General features: G+C 66.1%; 26 protein-coding genes. All 26 read right to left on the reverse strand.

Going from position 1 to position 21,115, the window contains the following annotated elements; translation table 11 throughout:
- Positions 1-3: 3 nt before the first annotated feature.
- The 26 genes from ACOI2T_RS05090 to ACOI2T_RS05215 all read right to left on the reverse strand — a co-directional run bounded on the left by ACOI2T_RS05090 (position 4) and on the right by ACOI2T_RS05215 (position 21,107).
- Positions 4-4,170, reverse strand: a complete 4,167-nt coding sequence (locus ACOI2T_RS05090; protein WP_409503827.1) for a hypothetical protein — start codon at positions 4,168-4,170, stop codon at positions 4-6.
- Positions 4,171-4,183: 13 nt separating this feature from the next.
- Positions 4,184-4,618 carry a hypothetical protein gene (locus ACOI2T_RS05095; RefSeq protein ID WP_409503826.1) on the reverse strand — a complete coding sequence of 145 codons (435 nt, stop codon included), beginning with the start codon at positions 4,616-4,618 and terminating at the stop codon, positions 4,184-4,186.
- Positions 4,619-4,671: 53 nt separating this feature from the next.
- Positions 4,672-5,064 carry a hypothetical protein gene (locus ACOI2T_RS05100; protein ID WP_409503825.1) on the reverse strand — a complete coding sequence of 131 codons (393 nt, stop codon included), beginning with the start codon at positions 5,062-5,064 and terminating at the stop codon, positions 4,672-4,674.
- An 86-nt stretch (positions 5,065-5,150) separates the two neighbouring features.
- On the reverse strand, positions 5,151-6,068 hold the full coding sequence (locus tag ACOI2T_RS05105; protein WP_409503824.1) for an Ig-like domain-containing protein: 918 nt from the start codon (positions 6,066-6,068) through the stop codon (positions 5,151-5,153).
- A gap of 24 nt (positions 6,069-6,092) precedes the next feature.
- On the reverse strand, positions 6,093-6,584 hold the full coding sequence (locus ACOI2T_RS05110; RefSeq protein ID WP_409503823.1) for a phage tail termination protein: 492 nt from the start codon (positions 6,582-6,584) through the stop codon (positions 6,093-6,095).
- Entirely contained in the window at positions 6,581-6,973 is a 393-nt protein-coding gene (locus ACOI2T_RS05115; protein ID WP_409503822.1) for a hypothetical protein, read from the reverse strand. The genes ACOI2T_RS05110 and ACOI2T_RS05115 overlap by 4 nt, the downstream gene beginning before the upstream one ends.
- Positions 6,966-7,334 (reverse strand): hypothetical protein, encoded by a 369-nt coding sequence (locus ACOI2T_RS05120; protein WP_409503821.1) that lies wholly within the window; start codon positions 7,332-7,334, stop codon positions 6,966-6,968. Before ACOI2T_RS05120 ends, ACOI2T_RS05115 begins: the two co-directional genes overlap by 8 nt.
- A gap of 2 nt (positions 7,335-7,336) precedes the next feature.
- Positions 7,337-7,783: a hypothetical protein gene (locus tag ACOI2T_RS05125; RefSeq protein ID WP_409503820.1), complete on the reverse strand. Its 447-nt coding sequence runs from the start codon at positions 7,781-7,783 to the stop codon at positions 7,337-7,339.
- Between the two features lie 15 nt (positions 7,784-7,798).
- Positions 7,799-9,058 carry an SU10 major capsid protein gene (locus ACOI2T_RS05130; RefSeq protein ID WP_409503819.1) on the reverse strand — a complete coding sequence of 420 codons (1,260 nt, stop codon included), beginning with the start codon at positions 9,056-9,058 and terminating at the stop codon, positions 7,799-7,801.
- A gap of 9 nt (positions 9,059-9,067) precedes the next feature.
- Positions 9,068-9,832, reverse strand: a complete 765-nt coding sequence (locus ACOI2T_RS05135) for a hypothetical protein (RefSeq protein ID WP_409503818.1) — start codon at positions 9,830-9,832, stop codon at positions 9,068-9,070.
- Between the two features lie 67 nt (positions 9,833-9,899).
- Positions 9,900-10,763: a VG15 protein gene (locus ACOI2T_RS05140; protein ID WP_409503817.1), complete on the reverse strand. Its 864-nt coding sequence runs from the start codon at positions 10,761-10,763 to the stop codon at positions 9,900-9,902.
- Positions 10,741-12,195, reverse strand: a complete 1,455-nt coding sequence (locus ACOI2T_RS05145) for a phage portal protein (protein WP_409503816.1) — start codon at positions 12,193-12,195, stop codon at positions 10,741-10,743. Before ACOI2T_RS05145 ends, ACOI2T_RS05140 begins: the two co-directional genes overlap by 23 nt.
- A gap of 71 nt (positions 12,196-12,266) precedes the next feature.
- Entirely contained in the window at positions 12,267-14,093 is a 1,827-nt protein-coding gene (locus tag ACOI2T_RS05150; protein ID WP_409503815.1) for a hypothetical protein, read from the reverse strand.
- Positions 14,094-14,516 carry a hypothetical protein gene (locus ACOI2T_RS05155; protein WP_409503814.1) on the reverse strand — a complete coding sequence of 141 codons (423 nt, stop codon included), beginning with the start codon at positions 14,514-14,516 and terminating at the stop codon, positions 14,094-14,096.
- Positions 14,513-14,914, reverse strand: coding sequence for a hypothetical protein (locus ACOI2T_RS05160; RefSeq protein ID WP_409503813.1), 402 nt, complete (start codon positions 14,912-14,914; stop codon positions 14,513-14,515). The genes ACOI2T_RS05155 and ACOI2T_RS05160 overlap by 4 nt, the downstream gene beginning before the upstream one ends.
- A 2-nt stretch (positions 14,915-14,916) precedes the next feature.
- On the reverse strand, positions 14,917-15,261 hold the full coding sequence (locus ACOI2T_RS05165; protein WP_409503812.1) for a hypothetical protein: 345 nt from the start codon (positions 15,259-15,261) through the stop codon (positions 14,917-14,919).
- A 282-nt stretch (positions 15,262-15,543) separates the two neighbouring features.
- Positions 15,544-15,741 carry a hypothetical protein gene (locus ACOI2T_RS05170; RefSeq protein ID WP_409503811.1) on the reverse strand — a complete coding sequence of 66 codons (198 nt, stop codon included), beginning with the start codon at positions 15,739-15,741 and terminating at the stop codon, positions 15,544-15,546.
- 11 nt (positions 15,742-15,752) lie between these two features.
- Positions 15,753-16,070 carry a hypothetical protein gene (locus ACOI2T_RS05175; protein ID WP_409503810.1) on the reverse strand — a complete coding sequence of 106 codons (318 nt, stop codon included), beginning with the start codon at positions 16,068-16,070 and terminating at the stop codon, positions 15,753-15,755.
- Between the two features lie 2 nt (positions 16,071-16,072).
- Positions 16,073-16,237, reverse strand: a complete 165-nt coding sequence (locus tag ACOI2T_RS05180; RefSeq protein ID WP_409503809.1) for a hypothetical protein — start codon at positions 16,235-16,237, stop codon at positions 16,073-16,075.
- 157 nt (positions 16,238-16,394) lie between these two features.
- On the reverse strand, positions 16,395-16,733 hold the full coding sequence (locus ACOI2T_RS05185; RefSeq protein ID WP_421875979.1) for a hypothetical protein: 339 nt from the start codon (positions 16,731-16,733) through the stop codon (positions 16,395-16,397).
- A 535-nt stretch (positions 16,734-17,268) separates the two neighbouring features.
- The gene (locus tag ACOI2T_RS05190) at positions 17,269-18,078 is read right to left on the reverse strand and encodes a hypothetical protein (RefSeq protein ID WP_409503807.1); all 810 of its coding nucleotides are present in this window, start codon (positions 18,076-18,078) and stop codon (positions 17,269-17,271) included.
- Between the two features lie 45 nt (positions 18,079-18,123).
- Complete coding sequence (locus ACOI2T_RS05195; protein ID WP_409503806.1) at positions 18,124-18,423, reverse strand: hypothetical protein; 300 nt, start codon at positions 18,421-18,423, stop codon at positions 18,124-18,126.
- On the reverse strand, positions 18,420-19,295 hold the full coding sequence (locus ACOI2T_RS05200) for a DUF1922 domain-containing protein (RefSeq protein WP_409503805.1): 876 nt from the start codon (positions 19,293-19,295) through the stop codon (positions 18,420-18,422). Before ACOI2T_RS05200 ends, ACOI2T_RS05195 begins: the two co-directional genes overlap by 4 nt.
- Positions 19,295-19,618 carry a hypothetical protein gene (locus ACOI2T_RS05205; protein WP_409503804.1) on the reverse strand — a complete coding sequence of 108 codons (324 nt, stop codon included), beginning with the start codon at positions 19,616-19,618 and terminating at the stop codon, positions 19,295-19,297. The genes ACOI2T_RS05200 and ACOI2T_RS05205 overlap by 1 nt, the downstream gene beginning before the upstream one ends.
- 210 nt (positions 19,619-19,828) lie before the next feature.
- Complete coding sequence (locus ACOI2T_RS05210) at positions 19,829-20,635, reverse strand: hypothetical protein (RefSeq protein WP_409503803.1); 807 nt, start codon at positions 20,633-20,635, stop codon at positions 19,829-19,831.
- A gap of 94 nt (positions 20,636-20,729) precedes the next feature.
- Positions 20,730-21,107 (reverse strand): DUF3307 domain-containing protein, encoded by a 378-nt coding sequence (locus ACOI2T_RS05215; protein ID WP_409503802.1) that lies wholly within the window; start codon positions 21,105-21,107, stop codon positions 20,730-20,732.
- Positions 21,108-21,115 lie beyond the last annotated feature (8 nt).

Raw genomic sequence — 21,115 nt, forward strand, 5'->3', positions numbered from 1 at the left:
TCCTCACACATAGCTGACCATTGATTGCTCGCGCTGCTGTTCGTAGAGCCGCTGCTGTTCGACGAAATCCCTTGGGTCGCCGACGTGTACGTCACCGAATCGCGTGCTGGCGTCGATCGACCGGGCCGGTTGGGGCGGCGCGGACAGCACCGGGGCCCCGTACGCGCCTGCGGTGGTGTTGTCACCGAGGTTGCCCACCAGGGCTGAGGAGAACACGTTGACGACGTTCTTGGCGATCTTGCCGCCCTGCTGAAACAGCCCCTGCGCCATCGAGGACGCCAGCGCGCCCGCAGCACCCGCGCCCACGCCGCCAGCGCCACCGGCACCGGCCGCGCCCATCGAGATCGCGGTCGCGGCAATGTTGCCCAGCGTCGATGCCGTCGAGTCGATCGCGGTGTCGATGGCGGGCAGGTTGTGGTTGACACCGCCCGCGCCGGTATTGCGGTGCGCGGCAGCCCCGGCCGGTGGGATCGTCGGATTCGGTGGCTGCGGTGCAGCGGCCGCTGGTTGCGGCGGGCCCGCGTCGATGACCGGGGCGGGCGGCGGCGCGGCAGCAGCCGGGGCCGGGGGCGGTGTCGGGCGGGGCGCGGGCGCCGCTGCGGCCGGGGGCGGCGGCATCATTCGCTTGATCTCGGTCAGCGGCGGGCGCGGGGCCGGTGCCGGGCGCACCGCAGCCGTGGAGATTTCGCCGCCCCATGCGCGGTGCAGCGCGGAGCGGAACGCATAAACCTCGTCTTGGCCGCCCATCGCGTCGACGTCTTCGGAGGTGAGCACGTGCTCGTTGTCCGACAGCCAGGCCGCGATCTTGTCGCCTTTCGGCCCGCCGGGTCCACGGGCAGCGCCGCCCCCCGAGAATCCCTGCCCCCGCCCAATCTGTAGTGGTGCGCCGCTGTCGTCGACACCCCACTTTTGCGAGACGTAGGGCAGCGCGGCGGCGATCTGGGCGGCCGGGTCCATGTAGCTGCCGCCGGTGATGTTATGCGAATTGAACGTGGCCTCAAGGAAATTGAGGATTCCCGCCACGCGCTGGCGGCCACCGCGACCGTTGGAATCGTTGGGGTTCACCGAGTTCGGGTTGCCGCCCGACTCGGTGGCGATCTGGCGCACGAGTGCGTCTTCCCAGGACTGCGCATTGGCGGTGGTGATGCCGTAGGCGGGGCCGTAGGTGGCCAACACCTGGCGCACCGTGGGCCGCCACCGCTCAGCGCCGCTGCCTTCGGTGGGATAGGTAGAGCTGATCGACTGGCGAGCTCGGCCGCCGCCGCTGCCGACGTTGACTCCACCTAGGCGCGCGAGGTCTTCGCGGGCGTCGGTCGCGTCTTGCTGCGCGTTGGCGAGATCGTTGTGCAGGGCGGCGCGCCGCGATTCCTTGGCGTTGGCGGGAAGTTCGCTGATCCGCTTCTGAATCTCGGCGACGCGCTGATCGGCGCGCGTGATCTTTTGGACCGCTTCGCGCGACCGCCGTGGATCCTCGGCCGACCCGGCGGCCGCACTGGTCTGGCTTCCCGCGCCCTGGTTAGCGCCGAGCAGCTGACCGAGCGGGCCTTCGCTGCCGAAGGCGAACTCGCCGACCGATTGCCCGGCCTGATTCCAGGTGTTGTTCGGCGACAGGATCGACCCGCCGAGGCCGACCATGTCGAGTGCGCCTTGCCAGAGGGCAGTGGTGAAGCTCCCGACCGTGCGGGCGGTGAAGTTGCCCAGCCACTGCCCGGTCTGCTCACCCCACGCCATGAGGTTCGATGCGGGATCCGAACTGAACGCCGACCCGACCAGCCCCCACAGGCCGGGGATACGGGCGGCTCTGTCGGCCAGTGACAGCGGCGCGGCGGCAGCCGGGGTGTATCCGGCGGGGACGATGGTTCCCGCGCCGTGTTGGGACTGCAGGCCGGGAATGGCGCTGCTGTCGCCAGCCGGGGTGCCGAGATTGGCCAAGCTGGAGCCCAGTGCCATCGCGTTGCCGATCGGGCCCTGAATGCCCGAGGCCACCGAATTGAAGATGCCGGCCAGCCCGCCGCCCTGGTACGGGTTCGGCGCGATCGACGGCGCAGCACCGGGCCCAGGCGCAACACCCGGATGGACCGGGTTGCCGTTCGGGTCGATGTAGCCGCCGCCTTCGAAACCGGGCAGGCGGCCGAGGTCGACCAGGCCCAGGTTGGCCGCAGCCAGAAACTCATCCCCCAGCACCGCGCGGCCGCGCTTGTTGGCCACCCACTCATCGCCGTGCAGCTCTGCCAGGAATCCGCCCGTGGGCCCCGGCCCGGTACCCGACGGCGTCGGCCCGCCACGCTCGTACGCGCCGTAGAGCCCTGCGAGGTCTTCGGGGGCTTCAGTGTTCGACGGTGGCGCAGCTCCTAGTGCGCCACCGGGGCCGAACAGGCCGCCAGGGCTAGCCGGAAGCGGCCCTTGGACGGCTCGCGGATTCGGTGGCGGCGGAGCCTCCGGTGCGCCGAGAACACTCGCGAGACCAGAGGAATCCGGCGGGGCGGGCGTCGGCGCGAGAAACGTTCCACCGCGTTCATTGAGCCGCTTGAGGATCTCTTCCGGGCTGAGAGTGAGCCATTCTTCGTTCGACAGAAATGGACGCGCCTGCGAGGGCACAGCGCCATTGAGCGCCTGATTGTCGAGCAGTGCGCGCCCGCCCGAGAACAACGCGTAAATGCCAGCGGTCGAACCCCCGATGATCGCAGCTAACGGACCTAGTGACGCACCGGCCGCAGCGGCCCCCTCTGCCGCTGCAGCAGGCAGCGTCACACGCAGCATCGTTGAGACGTTGGTGAGTGCACCCAGCAGACTCGTGACGCCGTCGATGGTCTTCCACGCGATGAAAGCCGTTGCGACACCTTGAATAAGCCCGGGGTGCTCGGCTAGGAATCCGGTGATCTGCTGCAGGGGCGGCAGCATGGCGTCGGTCCATTGCTTGGCGGCGCTGTAGACGCCGCCGAAGATCCCCACGAGGTTTTGCAGGATCGGCAGCCACTGGCCGAGCTGTTCTTTGCCCTCGTTGAAGAACTGGGTCAGCTTGTCCTGACCCTCTGCGGAATTGAGGAATGTGGCGAGTTTTTCGGCTCCGGTGTCGAGCAGGGCGAGCAGCCCTTCGCCGCCGCCTGCCGCTTCGGTGATGGCGGTGAAGCTCTTGCCGAGGTCGAGAACGATGGAGCCCAGGTGTCCGATGCCCTTGATTCCTTCGTCGATCCATTTGGCGAGTCGGCCGTCCTGGTCGGCTGCGGTGATGAACCGGTTGAACCGTTCGGCGATTCCAGTCAGCCCGTCGGCCAGGCGCGGCAGGGTATCGCTACCGGCTGCGGTCAGCGTGCCGAAGGCGTTCACCAGGGGTTCGATCGCGGCGTTGGCGCGGGTCTGGGCGTCGGCGGTGTTGCCGAAGATCCGGTCGAGCAGGCTGAGCGACTGGTCAGATCCGAGGGTGGCACCAAGTTCTTTGAATGTGGCGTTCCACGCCTTGCCGACCGAGCCCAGGCCCTTCTCGAGCGTGGGCAGCGACTTGCCGGTGAGGTCGCGTATGACCTGGTCGACGCCTTCGAACATCGGTTGTGCCGCAACGCGGTTCAGATGGTCGAGGACATCGGAGGATTCGGCCAGGGCCTTGACGACTTCTTGCGCCGAGGGCGCCAGCCGTTTCAGTGAGTCGTTGGCCTTCTCAACGGCTTCGGGTGTTCCCTCCCGCAGGGCTTCGACGTTGGCCTCCACGGCATCGCCCATGCCTTTGAAGCCGAGCGCGACGGTGCCGACTGAGGTGGCGATTCCGGCGAACATGCCCGGCAGTACCAGACCGACCTGCGCCACCTGCTGCAGCGCGGCCGCGACCGACGCGACCCCGGTTGCCATGGCGGGCAGGCTGCCCAGCCCGAGCGCCCCGGCGTTCCACTTCAGCGCCGACATCGCCTTTGCGCCTGCGCTGGACAGCGAATCGAGTTCGCGCACAACGCGTGCGATCGAGCTGGTGTCGACGTCGACCCGGATGTCGAGCGCGTCCTGCTCTTGCTGGGCCCGCCATCGTTCCATCTCGGCCTGAGCGCGGGTGATGTCGGCGGCGATCGGCACGTCGAACGTCGGGGCATCGATGGCCTGCAGGTCGGCTGCGAGTAAGCGCTTGAAATCTTTGAGGCTTGGCCGCACATTGATCGAGGCATCGCCAGCGTCATAAGTTGCCATTCATCACCTCCATTCAGTAGATGCCCAACCGGTCGGCCTCGGCCTGCGCCTCGGCGATGATGTCGTCGAGTTCGCTTCGGGTCAGCTCGGATTGGCGTTCGTTGATGAGATCTCCGACCATCTGCGGGCGCGGCATGAACGTCACTTCGTTCATGCCGACCCGGCCCATTTGCGCGCGTAGCGCGATCACCTGGTCGGCGAGATTGCGCCATTCCCGGACTTCGCGGGTGTAGCCGTAGTGGGGTTCGGCCGCGGTCGAGTGCTCGCGCAGCTCGGCGAGCTCGTCGGCGGTCATGGACTGCACGCGGGCGAGCAGTGCCGGGTCGGTCGCTGCTGCGGCCCACAACTTGGTGCCTTGTTCTTCGCAGAGGTCGTCGAAGAATTCGAGAAACTGTTCCCACGTGCGGCCCGGGACTTCCAGAAAGTACTCAAGGGCGTTGACTCCCAATACTTTCTGGAAGTCCCACTGAATCGCGTGCCAGTGGGAATTGATGACGGCGACTACGCGGGCGTCGCGCTGCCGTTTCCCTCGGCGTCCGCATCACTGCTCGCGGCCTCGGATGCGGTGCCGTCGATCTTGTTGAACGCCTTGAGTTCTTGGACGAACATGTCCCATGCGCGGGCGTCGTCGGCGAACAGGGCGCGGCAGGCTTCGTACTGGTCGCCGATCAGTGCGCGTTCGATCGTCTCGGAGTGGTCGACCCGTTCGCGTGGCTTGCCGTCGGCGATGGCGTGGGCTTGCAGGTAGTTTTCGGCGACGCTCGCGGCCGACGCCTTGCGCCAGGCTTCGCGGGCTGCCAGTGACATCGGCGGAATGTGAATCTCGTCGGTCAGCTCGTAGGGCTTGTCACCGAGTTGCTTGCGGATCTCGTAGAACCGGCCAGCTTTGGCCATAATTGCGTGCTCCCTCTTGGGTTTTGGGCAGGATGAAAAACCCCGGCGTCCGGGGTGGACGCCGGGGGCCGAACAGTGGTGTGCAGTTAGGGGACGGTGATCAGGATGGTGGCGGTCTTACCGGCGTAGGTCGCGGTGATGACCGACGTTCCGGTGTCGACGGCGGTGACGACACCGGCCGTGCTGACCGTGGCGGTAGCGGGCGTTCCCGACGAGTAGGTGGCCACCGCCGTGCGGTCCACGCCGTGGTTGTCTTCGACCTTGAGCTGCAGGGTGGCACCGTCGGCCAGGGTCTGATCGTCGGGCAGGATGCCGATCCAGTCGGTGGTCAGCGGTGCGAATCCGGTGTCGTGCTCGGCCGACAGCGCCTCGAATCCGTCTCCGAAGATGAAGAATTCGCCGAGGTAGTCCAGTTCGTCATCGTCGGCGACCGTGGTCAGCGTGGGGTGCCACAGCAGCGTGTTGGTCTGCGACCACTTCTGGTTGTCGACGTTGGACACCTGAACCCGGTTGAGCACGTAGCCGAAGAAGATCGGCAGGCTGGCGTAGCTGTCCTTGCCGAGCAGGATGCACCGGTAGTCCTGATTGTCGGGCACCGTGGCGATCGGCGCGTGGATGCCGCCGTTCGCCGACGGCGTGACGCCCGAATAGTCGCCGGAGAACTGCAATTCGAGCTGGCGACGGCCGACCTGGCGCATCTCGAAATCGGTGGAAATGGACTGCTTGTCGATGATGATGCGGGTCGGCAGCCCTTCGCCGGCCGATTCGATGTTGTTGGCAGAGATGTCGAACTTGACGTTGATGGCGGTGTCCTTGGTGATGTAGCCGACACCGCCCATCGACGGCGGGATCACCGGAGTGTTGGACGGGCCCTCGATGTTGCGGTTGAAGGCGGGCAGCTGGTCGGCGCGGCCGACGATCACCGCCATGTCCAGCGGGGCGATCTGCAGGGACTTCGTTGCGCCTTTGAACGCCTTGATGGAGGCGGGCAGGGGACTGGTCATGTCTGGAATTCCTTTCCTGGGGGACTAGCTTCCGAGGTGGTCGCTGTAGTCAGGGGTTTCGAGAGGGTTGGCGAAGGTGAAGACAAACAGCGCCGTCACGATGCGTTCGTCGTACTCAAGACCGGGGACTTCCTCGGGTCCTGATGTCTCCGCGATGGCTGTGATGGTCGCGGTGCGGCCGTCCTCGAGTTCCACTTCGATCGGATCTTCGACGCACACGAACATGTCGCGGATGAACGTGATGAGGATCTGGGAATCGGTGCGCGAGTTGGTGATTGCGGCCAGCTGCATCGCGGCCTGGTCGGCGCGGACATCGGCGGCCCCATCGAACCGGGTGACGAACAAGGCCCGGCCGCGCCAGCCGGTGTCAAGCATGCCGTCGGGCAGCTGGTTGACCACCTGCACGGCACCGGCGACGTTGGCCGGAAACAGCGGCTGAGTCAGCGCTGTGACCGCATCCTCTGCCAGCGGTAGACCCGGCTGATACCAGGCCGGGAGCCAGTCGACACCGTTCATGAGTTGCGCATCCTCCGCAGTACTGTGTTGAGTTCTTTTGCGCCAGCGACTTTGCGGGTGCGAACGCCGCCCTTGCGTGAGCCGGATCGGGCGACGAAGCGGCCGGTCGTGGCGTCGCGGCGCTCGGTGTAGCCGAACTGGTGCGAAGCCCCGTACTTGAGGCCCCGGCCGACGGTGAGCCGCCCGACGGGCCGGTCGTTTTTGTAGCCGCCGATCTGCACGCTGGTGCGCGCCGAGGCCGCCAGCCGCCGCGACCGCTTCTTGACGATCACCTGCCACTGGGCTTTGGCGTAGGCGGTCTTGGCGCGCACGACGGCGAACATCTTGGGGCCCTTGAGGATCGCGGTCAGGGCTGGGTTCGGTTCGGGATAGATGTTCACGTCATCCACGGGGCGCTCCCACTCGCCGGACGCGGTATCGCTTGACACCGAGGTCGCTGCCGGTCAGCGGGTGGTCGTTGTCGCCGAACGGGCCCGCCAGCACCGAGTAGGTTTCACCGTTGGCGCGGGTGATACGGTCGCCCGCTTCGACATCGACCGGTTGGCCGCCGGGCCCCGTGCGATGGCAGAACCAGTTGCGTTCAACCACGGTGCGCCTGCCACGCTGGTCGTCTTCGATGGCCACCGTTTCGGGCTTGCCGAATGCACTCTTGCGCACGTCGGCCTTGGGGGTCGTGGCGTCGCCGCTGCCGTCGCGGGTGACTCTTGCCACGGTGACGGTTTCGCCGCGCCGGATCTTGAGCAGGCCCACCGCTACGCGCTCGTCCGGTTGCGGCCGTAGCTGGACATGCGAACCCCGAACGCCCTCGGGCGGGCGGATTCGGTGGGCGGATCGAGCAGGCCGCGCGCCCACGAGTCCAACTCCAGGCCACCGAACGGTCGCGAGGCCCGCGACGACCCGCCGTAACGGTGGGTCACCGAGGTCTCGTCCATCGTTTCGGTGACCTCACTGGCGCCCCCGGTGCGGGTCTCAACCATCTTGCGTGAGACCAGCTCCAGGGACACCAGCTTGGGCAGCTGCGGATCGATGGGCGGCGTGCGCACGTCGATCCCGGCGTACTCGTGACGGATCAGCAACGCAACGAACCCCAGCTGCATCTGAGCCGACGCCGTCTCAGCGTCGTCGAACTCGGTCTGCATGTACGTCGCCAGCTCGGTCGGCGTGGCGTAGGGCTGCGGCGGCTGGGGTGGCTGCGTCATCTGATCAGACCGCCCTTATGCCGCGAGCGGACCGGCCGCCAGGCCCCGCAGCACGCCGTGCGAGGTCTCGTGTCCGTACTTGAGGCCGATCTCGCCGTAGATCTGGGTCTTGTCGGTCGCGCCGGTCTTGGCGAGTTCCTCTTCGAAGAGCACGCCCTTGCCGGGGATCGACAGAAACACCGGGTCGATGACTTCCATCGACACGGCGGCGACGGCGTCTTTGGGCAGGGCGCGGTCGATGGCGATGTAGAGGTCGCCGAAGTCGGTGGTGATCCGGTCGACCGCGACGCCGCCGACGGTGTGACCGGCAGAGGTGCCGATCGCGCCGTTGCTGTTGGACCCGTAGGCGGTTGCGTACGCCTTGGTGATGCGGGTCTTCTGAATCGAGGGCACGAACAGGACGCGGGTGTCGCCCTGGGTCAGGCCGCCGTTGTCGAAGATGCCCTGCACGAACGCGTTGATGCGGTCCACCGACACCCCGGTCCCGCCGCCGGACGTAGTGGCCCCGCCCGACACCTGCACGTACTTGACGGTGGCGGTGCCCAGCGTGATGGGCGCACCCCCAGCGGCCGCCGCGACCTTGAATGTGCCCGCGGCCTGGCTGACCACGAAGTAGCTGCGGTCCAGCCGAATCCCGGTGGCGGTACCCACGTCGGTGAACACGACCATGTCGCCGTTGGCCATGCCGTGGGCGGCAGCGGTGACGGTGTCGGTGGCCGTGGTCGCCGACACTTCGGGGATCGCGAACGACTTGTTGGTGGTCACCACCGACAGCAGGCCGGCCATCTGGCGAGCCTCGGTGTTGTCCTCGGGCACGTTCTTGCGGGCGTGCCAGAACGAGTAGTTCACGTCGCGGGCGATCTGCACGAGCGACTGCGCCACCTGCCAGGTGTGTTCGTTGCCGACCGGGTTGCCGAAGCCCAGCCCGTCGGCGGAGTTGAACGGTGCGGTCTGCGTGGTCGCCAGCTGCGCGGCGGTGGCCTGCTTGGTGTAGCTGGTGCCGACCGCCTCGTGAAAGATCTGCACGACGTTCTTGACGTTCTTGCGCACCCGAGCCTCGGGGTTGGGCGCGTCGTCGCCCTCCTTGCGGGGGCGGATCTCCGGTTCGCGCAGATCGTATGCCTGCCATTCGAATTCGGTGGCGGTGGTCTGCTTGCCGCCGCCGAGTCCACCGGCCATCGACAACAGCGGCGTGTCGACGGGGGTGAGGGCGAACAGTTCGCCGTGGTAGTTGGGCTCATTGAAAGTGGTTCCGATACCGGTGATTCCGGCCATGGTGGTCTCCTATCTCTGGTAACGCTGCTGTTGTTTGAGAGCAATGGAGCGCATCACGTCGCCGCGCTGCTCGGCGTCTTTGATCTGCGCGTCCAGTGGGATCGCCCCGCCCCCTTGCCCTTGCGCGGGGTTGGGCTTGCGTCCGCCGTTGGTTGCCGCAGCGACCAGATACGGTTCGGACTGCGCGAGCGCGTCGAGCTTCGCCGCGATCGCTTTGTCGTCGATCTTGCCGTCGCCGGTGAGGCAGTCCGACAGATCGATGAGCTTGACTGCGGTGGCCGGGTTGACGAACGCCGATCCCGCACGACTGGCGTCACGATTGGACGCCAGCGCTTCGGCCTTGGCCGCCAGCGCCATGTTCAGGTTGTCCTGGGCGGTCTGCTGCGCGGTCGTGAGCTGCTGCTGCAGACCGGCCATGTCCTGGCGCAGTGTGGCCACTTCGCCCTGTTCGCGGCGCTGCTGTTCGGTGTGCGCGTCCAGTAGCGGCTTCGCGTCGGCCAGTTGGGATTCCAGCTCGGCGATCCGGTCCTTTTGGGTTTTGATCGTGCCAGCCTGCGTGGTCTCACTGGACCGCAGGTTGGCGATCAGCTGGGCGGCCTTGTCCGGGTCGTACTTGGTGTTGTCGGCACCCCACGGCGGTGTCGGGGTGGCACCGTCGGCCGGGGCCTGGCCAGCGGCCGGGTCGGCACTGCCCGGCGGCGGGGTCTGCGGCTGCTCACCGGCGGCGGCCTGCTGGGCACCGGGCATGTTGTTGGGGGTCGGCGGGTTGGGCATGGGAACGTCAGCCTCCTTGGGCTACTGGGGTTTCCGGCACTAGCCGGGGGGTGAACACTGCGCCGGGTTAGCGCAGGCCGTACAGCTGGCGCATCGACGCCAGGACCTTCTTGGTGTCGCGGCGCGTTCCGGCGTCCGCTGCGGCCTTCTCGTACATCAGCTCGTAGGGGGACCGGTCGAACGGTGTTGGCTTGCCGCGAAACACGGGTACTGCGATGCATTGGCAGTGATCGTGATACCGGTGGCCGAGCGGCTGCTTGCCGCGCTGTGCGCCGCTGCGTGTGCCGACGACGAATTCGGCTGCCTGCGCCGAGGTGTAGGGCCGCCAGTTGCGGCTGGCCGTCATGACGCAGAACGCGCAGGGCTTCATCGACGTGGGCACGCGGACGTAGAAGGCCGGGTCTTCGCCGACGGGCGCGCCGGGTTTGTCGGGTACGCGGGTGATGTCTGCGCCGTCCTCGGCGGCGTTGAGTGCGACGGCGTCGCGCCCGCCCGACAGGATCATGCGTTGCATCGAGTTCGTCAGCCGGTCGGTGACGACCTGCTCAACATCGAAGACACCGGCCGTCTCGTCGCCCGGCAACAGAGCTTGTGCGATGTCGATGGCCTGTGGTGCTGGGACTTTGAACGCGCTGGCGACTTTGGCGTCGATCCAGGCGGGGTCGGGGTCGGGCGCGGTGATCTTGCGCCAGCCGCCGCTCACGTCGGCAGCAGCGCGCAGGTCGCCGTAGAGCTGCAATCCGAGTGTCGACGACGCCCCACGGTAGGCGCGCACTAGGCCGCCGTAGAGCCGCGTGACCGCCGACTGCACACTGGCGGCGTTCCAGTCGAGTTCGGCCAGTTGCGCGCCGAGCTGGGCGGTCGCCGCGCCGATCAGCGCGGCGTTGGCGGCCTGGTAGTGGGCGAACTCAGGCTGTTGCGGTTGCGTCATCTGCGCCGTCTGCCGATTGTCCTGGGCGCGGCGCGTCATCCGGGCGCGGCTGGCCAGCGCCGGTGACGGCGTTGATGAGATCGCGGCCGTCAGCTTCGCGGAATTCGGATTCCATGTTGCGGCGTTCAATCGCGCTGTAGCCCAGTCGCCTCTGCACTGTCGCCGAGCGGCGCGGGATGATGCCAGCGGCTTCTTGTTTGGACACCGCATCGGAGTCGGTGGCCGGTGTCGGGATGCCGGTGGGGCCCCAGTCCGTTTCGGCGCGCTTGAGGTCGGCGCGGTCCTCCCCGCGCACTAGGTAGGTCCATCGGCCGACGCGGACCCACGAGTTTCCGTACCCGGCGGCTTTGCGTTCGGTGCGGGCCTTCAATCGCTGGTCGGCCATGCGGATCGAATCGCCCGACACCGGGTTGCCGGTGTTGATGATGCCCATATTCTGGGGGTTGAGGCCGGTGTATCCCGACATCAACCGGGCCTCGGCGTCGATGATCTTCAGCAACCCATCCGGCGATTGGCCCTGAACCACTTCGACCGTGGGCACGTTGCCCTCTTCGTCGGGTTCGATCGCGGGCATGAAATCGGCATAGGTCTCCCACACCGATTTGAAGTTGCCCTCGTTGTCCTGGAACGCCTTCTCGGTGGCTCCGAGCAGCAAGATCTTTTGGATGATGTGGAACTCGCGCATCACCTCCATCGAGACCCACGTCCGCGAGGCGCGGTCCATGCAGCTGCGCCATGCCGGGGCGATCTCGGGCGCTCCCAGACGGTTGCCGGTGGATGGGCGGTTCGGGAAAGCCACGACAGAGCAACCGAATTCGGCCGTATTGGGGTGCTCGTCGATGTCGACGACTTCCCACTTCCCGCCTTCGCCGGCCACTAGGTGGATGGTCTTCTCGGGCAGGTATTCGGTCGCCCGATGCCGCGCGTAGGTTTCGCTGGCCGGGTCGGCGTCCAAGTAGGTCTGATAGCCGCAGGTGACGATGCCGGTTGCCCGGTCGACGTGCACGGCCATGTTCAGCGGTGATTCGCCGGTGATCACCGGCTCTTGGTTGTGATTGACGCCGATGACGACCAGGCCAAGGCCCTGAATCATCGAATCGTCGTGCACCATAGGTGCCTCGGAATCGAGGTTGTTGGCCTGGAATGTCACCAGCAGTTCCTCGTCGACCTCGGACTTGCCGTTGAGGATGATCCCTTGCATTCCGAGACGTTCAGAGACGGCGTCGACCGCACTGCCGCCCCACCCGTTGATCGCTTGGAGGGTCTCCAGCTCGGGCGGGGTGGAGATGCCCAGCGACGGAACGATTTGGGTGCCTTCGTAGTACTGCGCGTTCAGCAGGAACGGGGCGCGGCGGTTGTAGAGCATCGACGCCAGCCGCCAGGCGATGTGTTTCTCACGCTCGCCCAGCTCGCGCGGCGCGGGAATGTTCATCAGGCTTGCTGTTGGGGCTGGCAGCGCACTGGCTGTCGGAGCTATCGGAACCGTCACGCACACACCACCTTTCAACGTCGGGTGAGGACCCGGCCTTTACCGGGTGCGAACTTGCCGTCGGACTTCTGTTTGCCGGTGAGCTGCAGCCACATCACGCGCGCGCCGATCATGCACACTCCGGCGTCGATCTTCTTGCGCGATTCGCGGTGTTCCTTGCCGACGCTCACGCCGAACTTGTTGGGCCGTCGCCGCATGTTCAACACGTGCTGGCGGGCCAGGACGCCCAGGCCGGGTTTCGACGGGGGCGGGCAGTTGTGGAACATGCGTTTGTCGTCGAGGTCGGTCAAGGTGCGGCCGCACACTTCGGTGAACAGCTTGACGTGGATCGGGTTTCGCATGTCCCAGATCACCAGGTGCTGGCTCGTGCCGGTTTTCACGGCGGGCAGGCGGCGCAGCTTGCGGGCGTAGTCGCGGGCCCAGGCGTCGCAGTAGGGCTCCCAGTACCGTTCGCCGGTTTCGTCGTCGCGGGCGTCGGAGGGATCGAACCAGAATCCCCACACGTCGTAGTCGTCGAGGTACTGACGGACCTTGCGGTCCACGGCGGCGCGGTCGATCGGCAGGTTGATCTCCCGGCCGCCCTCTTTGACCTTCTTGGGTGCCCAGATCCCGATCGGGAACACCATGCCGTCCGAGATGCGGATACCGAACACCGCTGTGGTGTCGTCGGACTTCGACCCGTCGCCGAACATCAGGATGGGCTCGCCCTTGTCGGGTGTCTCGTCGCGGTAGCAGGCGTCGAACTGCTGGGCTGTCGTCCAGGCGTCGGCGGCGGCGACGACCTGGTTGTACCACTTGCGCCGCGACTCGCTCGGCGTGTTCGACCCGTTGAGGATCGACTCCACCATCGCCGGAATGTCCAGCCAGACAGAGTCACCGCGCACCGACTCCAGCACTTCGGGTGCGGCGTCGGCGGTCAACGGCGCTTCGGGGTGGGCCTCCAGCGAGTCGACGAGCATGCCGAACGATCGCGCCGTCGGCCCGCGTTCCTCGGTGGCCTGCGTCGCTTCCCACGCCTCGCGGGCCCGCTGCGCGACGCTGTCGTCGCCGGGTCGGTAGGCGTTCTGAATGTCGAGGATGCGGCCCAGGCCGTCAGGGATCTTGGTCGAGTTGCCGTCGATCGCGCCCGCCAGATCGTGGCCCTGATTCGAGTCGTTCCAGTTCTGCGGCTCGTTGCGGATCGCCTGAGTGACGCGGTTGCCTTCGATCGCAAGGTAATTCGAGGCGGTCGCTTCGATCTGGCGGGTGTCGCCCAGGCCCCAGACGTTGTCGCGGCCGATCTGTATCCCGTAGTGGCGTCGGGACTCTTCGGACAGCATGACCGGAAACAGCTTCATCGTGTTCGCGGTCTGCTTTTTCGACACGGCCGAGATCTGCACCCAGGCGGCGGGATCGTCGCGGCCGACCGGCCCCTCCGGGCCCCAGTGGTCGAAGATCACCGGGGCGAACGCCTTTGAGCACGCCAGCGCGCACGCGGCGGGGTCCTTGCCCCACCCCTTCAGCCGCTGAAGTACCCCAGTGCGGTGCAGCAGTCGGCCGTCGTCGTCGATGGCCTCGTAGTGCAGAAAGAACCGCGCCTGCTCGGGAGTGAACTGCCATTCCTGCCCGGCCATGTCGCGCAGCCAGTAGCCGCACCAGCCGAGCAGTTCCCAACCCATCGAATGCTCAGGAAACAGCCAGCCCCGCTGCGGATCCCAATCCCACGTGGGGCCGATGCGCACCGGCTCCCAACGTGACGGCCGCGGTGGGTCTGCCTTCGGCAGCGTCTCGCGGTACCACTTGATGATGTGCGAGTAGTCGTGCTGCTTGACGAACGCTGTCGACTTCGCAACACGAGCCATCTAGATCTCCGGTGTGATGAAATCCACGGCGACCCAACGGTTGTAGGTCCCGACCCGTTGGCCTCTCGCCGTGACCACCAAACGGCCCTCGGTGTCCTCATGCCAGTTGTCAGCGCCGACATGCCCGAGCCACCGACCGAATGGGCCCAGCACCCTTACACCCCGCCGCTCGGGCCGCTCGCGTGTCACCGTGACGAACCGGACGATGCCGCCACCGTTGGGCATCTTCGCGGCCGTATCTACGATGATGCTCAGGAAGTCGGCACTGATCTTCGCGTTCGCGTCGATGAACACCCGCTCAGCGCGAAGACCTTCGAACGCCGCAGACATTTTCGCGCCGAATACGCGGGGCTCATCGATCCCTAGTTCACGGGCGAGCTGCTCGGCGCGGGCCTTGGTCTGCGCCACAACGGCGGTCGTCATCCGGTCCTCCCCCAGCGGGACTGCACGGCGCTGCGCGCCGAGACTGACCTCGGCTGGCTGTCGGCCGGGGCCTGATCGTCGGGCAGTTTGAGCTTCCCCAAGAGATTGGCTTGTGACACTTCGAGTTCGCGCAGTTCCTTGAGGATCGGGTGCAAGGCCAGCTGGCCTGCCGATCCGCGAGCGGTCGTCGAGCAATGCTGAGCTTCCCCGCGCAGCTTTTCGATCCGGTCGCCCTGGCGGCAGGCGTTCTCGAGAATGACCAACTCGTCGGGCCGCAGCTCGTATTTGCGCGACGTGACGATCTGCTTCCACAACCGGCGGCCCGCGCCGTCCTTGCGGCCGTCCTTGGCCAGATCTGCCGGTGGCGGTGGCGGTTTCGGCGCGGTGGTGTCAGCCATGCTCACAGCCCCTTCGGTATTACAGGGCGGGCTTGGCACTCGAGACGGGCTTGGAGATAGTCCGCAGCGATCGCTGGATCGCTGACACGGAACTCACCCGACCACTCTCCGGCCGCAAGGTTGAGCGCCTGGCCCATCCATTCCAGGATCTGCTCGGGCGTTTCGGTCACCCGATACGCGCACCCATTCCGCAGCGTGACGAACGAGATTGCGGGCTGTCTCGCGATTTTGACCTCTTCGATAGCGCAGATCTGCGCGGCGTCGAGCAGTACCCGGCCGGTATAGGCGCGGTGGTCGGGTGGGCCGTCGCCGGGCGGGTGTGTCAGGGCGATCATGGCGATGGACATGGGGCTGGTCCTCCTTGGAACCGTTGGGACGCCCGACCTTGCGGGCGCGTGGGACACCGGAAGGCGCACTTCTTTGCGCGTATTCCGGTGGGCTGGGGGCGGTTTTGACCGGCTGAGAGGCTCTGTGCGGGATCGGAAACGCCGATCCGCCGAAATCACCTTCGCTAGATCGCGGTGTTGTCCGTCAGAAAATCGGGGAATTTTCGTACGTAGGTGCGTGAGTGCTAATGAGTCTCGGGCGTATCGGGGCCGAGGCCGGGTTACTAGGCCCCCCTTGGGTAGTCAGGCGCTGGGATCGGCACCGATGATGCCGTGCCGCCGCAAGAAGTCGATCTTGGCGACCTCGAACATCGTCAAGCCGGTGAAGTAGTCGGGCACCGAGTCGTCAACACCGTCGGCGGTGTAGGTCGTCGCGATGACCTGCCGACCGTCATCGTCCATCCCGTAGATGATGCGGACTTCTGCCTGAACGAACGGCACGTTCGTCTCTTTCACAGCGCTCCCGGGTGAGGTTCGCGGTCGCGGTAGCGCTTGGACAGCGACCCGCGCGCAGCTTTGGCGCGGGCAATGCCAGCTCGCCGCTGCTGCTCGGTCTTGTGGTCGTGGCACGGCGTGCAGACGCCTTGGACTTCGCGGGCCGAGCGGACCGGCTTGCGGTCCTGGCCTTGGGCGGCCAGGCCGTCGGGGTGGTCGAACTCGTCGATGGCTCCCGTGCAGATGCCGGGGTAGCGCAGTTGGCAGGTCTTGTCGCGGACCCGCACCTGATCCTTGATCCGTTGCGGGATGGTTGAGCCTTGGCCCCAGGTCATGGTCAGGCCAGCTCTACGTCGACGCCGTCGACCTGGTAGTCGCGGACATCGGTGGGGCCGGGGTCGGTGGTGAGTTCGGCTGCGGCTGAGCGCTTGGCTTCGTCGACAGTGTCGGCCTCGATCTTGAGCGTGCCGAACGCCTGCCAAGTGAGTTCGAATATGGGCATTGTCTTCGCTCCGATGGTGGCCAGAAACGAGGAAACCCCCAGGTCTGAACGGGTTCAGACATGGGGGTACCGACTCGGAAAGGCATACTAGCTGGTCAGCGCCGCAGATTTCGTCAAGGGCTTCCGAACGGCGTGTTTCGCGCCTGTCTTGCTCGGGTCACTCATCGTTTGCCGGGTCGCCGGTTGAGCCAGCTCGGCCAGCGTAGAAGTCGTCTTCGATCTCGGCGAGAGCGTCCGACTCGTAGCGGTTGATGTCCTCGCATAGCTGCCTCAGTTGATCCATGTGCGGAGCCATGTAGTCGGCGAACTTCTGGAACGCCAGCGCTAGAGCGGCTTGAGCCTCTGCCATCTGGCTAACAGCGTCACCGGGCCACGTAACGGCGTCGCCTGTGGGGTGTATGTGCTTGCAGTCGGGGCAGCATTTCCGCGTTGGGCGGTAGGCGTTGCAGCGGTCGATTGGGCAGCCGCATTCGCGGCAGTCGAGTGTGTTCATCATCGGTCCTTATGTCGTCCACTCGCCACGGTCTTGCGACACGTGCGGGCCGGGGTGTCCGTCCACACGTCGGCAGCCTTGGTAACCCAACGTGCCCGGCCGCACCGCTGGGCAGCTCCGCGCCCCAGCATCCAGCGCATCGAGCTCGCTGATCGGTATCTTCATCGTCAGATCCTTATGTCGGCTGCACGACAGCGACACTGAGACCCCAGCCCATGTCGTACATCTGGTTTCGGTGGCCGGTGTCGCCGTGAATTTCGCACCACTCGCAGCACGCCTGGTCACATTCGCAGATCGGGTCCATGTCGCGCTCCTTACGTCAGCCGCAAGTTGGGGTAGGTCGCGTCGATCACCGAGCCGTCCCGGCAGCGCCACCATCTCCTGACCGGAGGCCAATCGGGGCGAGCTGGTAGCCGATGCTCGTGGAGCTGACCGGGGTGGCCTTTCGAGAGTGTGCAAGGTTCCAGCACGTGCCTGGGGCATCGCGGCCCAGGATCGTCACCACACGCTTCCATCATTGATTGGGCACTCGATCTCCCTATGTCAGCTCAGCGGCGGCGAAGTCGTGGTCTTCGTGTTCATCGCAGACCAGGTGCTCATCGACCTCGTAGGCGTGCTCAGCGCCGCAGATTTCGCACTTTTGGCAGCCGGGGCAGAGCAGTTCGACGGTGTGGCAGATCTCGCGCTGCGGGAGTTCCGGCGTCGGTGCAGGTTCACTGCGGGTGCGCTCAAACCAATCGAGGTTCTCGCGCACCCACTCGATCGGGTCCTCAACCGCCGAGTACTCGTAGTAGTCGTCCACGATAGTTCCGCAACCTGTGCACTCGGCTTGGTAGTACGTGACCGGGTGCAGGCCAATCGATTTCGCCGAATCGTAAGTGGCGGAGAAGATGTCGGGTTTGCATGGGTAGAACTCGCCCTGTACGCCGCGTATCACGTAATCGCCAGGGGCGGTGAGCATTTCGCCTTCCAGTGTCTTTATCACGATGCCCGCCCTGGGCTCATGTCGATGTGCGCGGCGCGCTTCGGCATCGTCTCCGCCAATCCACGCGAGAACGCGGTTCGCCGACTCTACGGTGCCGTCGAACTGCATCGCTTCGATTTCAACGGGCTTCTTGCGGTACTTCTGCGGCTGGGAGCACTCGGCCCGCAGGCGGTTGGCGGTGCCGGTTCCCTTGCAGTCGGGGCACTGCACGGGGCGTACCAGTCCCATTCGGACTGCTAGGTCAGCGCCGGGCGGAAGGTTCGCCCACGCGGACCATGGGGTTCCGTCGTCGTCGTTGGCGATTTGGCCGTCGCCCACGCATTTCCGGCAGTCTTTGGTCGGGTCGAAGGTGTCGTAGCTCATGATCTCTCTCCCTGTTGATTGTGTTGCCGATAAGTGGTCATTACGTCATGCCACGCGGGTCTTGCCGCCGTATTGCATTGCGAGACAGAGGGTTGCCCATTGCTCGTCGGTCAGTTTGTCGGCCGAGTCGAGCAGTCGTTCGCATACCAGCAGCGTCGCGGTGCGCGCGGCCGGGTAGCTGACCCACTGCTCGCGCGGGAATTGGGGTGTTCCCGGCGGGAGAGGCGGTAGGTCCCTGAACCACTGCGCCACGTCGAAGCCGTCGCGCGAGTATGGGAAGCGTGCTGTCGCTGCGGCGCACCACTTTTCGGTTACGCGGCGTTCGATCTCTTGTAGATCATTCATCTGGCTAGTGCCTTTCGTCGTGCTAGTTGGGCGTCTCTGCGGCGTAGTTTGCGTGCGCGTTCGCAGCTGTATAGCGCTGGGTCGTCTTTGCGCACACGGTGTTTCACGACTTGACCGTGGTGGAGGTAGCCACGTGGGCGCAGCCGCTCGGCGCTGATCCACCGGTCGAGCTGGTCGGGGTCGACGGGTTCGCCGATGTTGTCGAGGACTTCGAGCAGTTTGGTCGCGGTCATGAGGTCGCGTTCGCGTTCGGCTTTGAGCCGGTTCTGTTCTACGTCGATCGACTGTTCGCATTCGGGGCAGTCGACTTCGCGTTCGTCGACCTCGGCGTAGAGGCCGTGGCCGCACTCGATGGGTTGGCCGGCGTTGTCGTAGCCCACGATGGTTGGGCATGGGCCTGCGAAGTGTCGTTCGCGGCGGTCGACGGCTTTGACGAGCTTGCCGCTCTTGTGCCCGGAGCCGACCAGTTCGTTGATGTACTTGTAGAGATCGCCCGCGCAGTCGAGGCGCGCAATGGCCTCTACGTTGACCTGCAGCCAGCGGGCGAACATCTTGGTGTCGATCGTGTCGAGTCCTGGTGGGCGGCGTCCTGTGTGGCGCTCGGCGACGGTTTCGACCCAGCCGCGCAGCGCCTTTCGTGTCTTGCGGGCGATGTCGACGGCGTCGAAGTCGATGATGCTGAGCTGGTTGGCGGGCGGGCGGTTGCGGCCGATGGTGCCGTGCGGTACTCGATCGAGTTTCTGTATCCGGTCGTCGAGTTCGTCGAGCAGCTCGGGGATGCGGTCGAGCAGGTTGGCGAGTACGGCGGTGCAGTCGTTGCACAGGAACAGCTGCGCGGGGCGCTGGCAGGCGTTGTTGCGGCAGTTGTTCATCAACGCGCGCCCCGCAGCAGGGCGGCGATTGTGTCGTCGTCGTAGTCGGCCGTGTTGTGGTCGGTGACCCATGGCGCGCCGGGGATGGTGGCGAATGCCGCTACGGCGCGGCCGCGTTCCCAGTTGAGGACCGCGCTGGCGCATCGCAGTCGCATCCACGCCTCTTCGAGGTCGTCGTCGGTGGCGATGCCCATGAGCCTGGCTGCAGAGACGGTGGCCCAGGTCGCGGCGGCTGCCTTGCATTCGTCGAGGGCGCCGGTGAGGTCGAATCGGCGGGGCTGGCCGGTGCCTGAGAGTCCGTCGAGTGCGGCAAGGATGGTCATCGGGTCCTCTCCGAAAGTCGTTGCAAGCAGGGGATTGTTGATTCGGATCCGTCGGGCCGGTGGCAGTATTCGAACGGCTTGGCACCGCAGTTGGGGCAAGGGCGGTTGATGGCCCCGCAGGTGGTGTACGCGTCGTCGACCGGGCCCTTGGTGCGCTGCGGTCGGCCCCGGCCGCGCACGTAGCGCCTGGTGTCGCGGTCGTCGTCGAGGTCAGGCATGTTGGGCCCTGCGCGCGCTGGGTGGGTGATCGCAGGGCACGAGTTTCTCGTTGCGGCCTCCGTCGTCGTCGTCGGTGATGCTGATCCGGCCGAAGTCGTCACACAGCTCGCAATTGGCGATGAGCTGGCGGCGGTGTCGGTTGGCGAGCACGGCGGCGTTGGCGATCTCCACGTCGAACGCGGCCTGGTCGGCTTGCCACGCCTCGAAAGCGGTTCGGGCGTTTGCGCAGTCCGGGCATTTTCCGCGATAGCCGCGCGGATGGGCGTCGCAGAATCGAGAGGGCGGAGTGGTGTGTGTGTCGGTGATGCGCGGCTCTGGTGACGTACCCCCGTTACGTAACACCCCCAGTAGTTTTGGTGATTGTCTTGGTGGGGCGAACCGCTGTTCCGGTGATGGCTGCGTGGCGGTTCCGGTGATGGAGTTATTCACAGGAACGGCCGTTCCGGTGGTGGAGTTATTCACACGAACGGCCGTTCCGGTGGTGGAGTTATTCACAGGAACCGCCGTTCCGGTGATGGGCTCGTTCACCAGAACCGCTGTTCCGGTGGTGGATTCGGCGAACACGAGCCGGTAGACCGCCGCACGACTGGCTCGCGGGTTTGCTGGCGCGGTGCACTCGATGAGTCCGAGTTCGATTCCGCGCGCCAGTGCGTCCTGCACGGCGCGTGTTGTCAGGCTGCACATTTCGGCCAGGTTCGATTGGCCGGGGTGGGCGTTGGTGCCGTCGCGGTAGTCGGCGTACGTCTCCAGGGCCACCAGGACGGTCTTTTGGGCCGCTGTGAGTTCCTTGCGGCCCAAGCCGAGAACGCGGCGAACCCACTGGCGGCGCAACTCGGGACCCATGCGCCGGCCAGCATCGGCCACCACGGCAAGCACCGCCTCATCGCGATCGTCAGACATAGAGCACCGCCGCCACGTTGATGAGCATGTGGAGCACGTTGTCGGCGATGATCAGCAGCCACGTCGACAGCCAGGCGGGACGGTCATCGGCGTGCCCGGTCGCCGTGTGGGGCGGTCGGAATGCCTTGGGTGCCAGCTGGTTTTTGAACCACACGACGTGGCGTGCCAGCCGGTAGCGGTCGATGACGGCGTGCGTGGCGACGATGATCAGCAACGCGAGCGGTGACTGTGTGACGAGAAGGAACGGCAGCCCGTAGGTGACCGCGTGCGCGATGGCTGGCCACCAGCGCCGGGTCTTCTCCTGCGCCATCCAGTCGGACTGAATGAGATAGTCGCCGACCATGTGCGCCAGGCCCGCGCTGGCGATCACGGAAGGAA

Origin of the sequence: Mycolicibacterium wolinskyi str. Jessa 2025, assembly GCF_049241375.1 — a bacterium.
Taxonomy (GTDB): Bacteria; Actinomycetota; Actinomycetes; order Mycobacteriales; family Mycobacteriaceae; genus Mycobacterium; species Mycobacterium wolinskyi.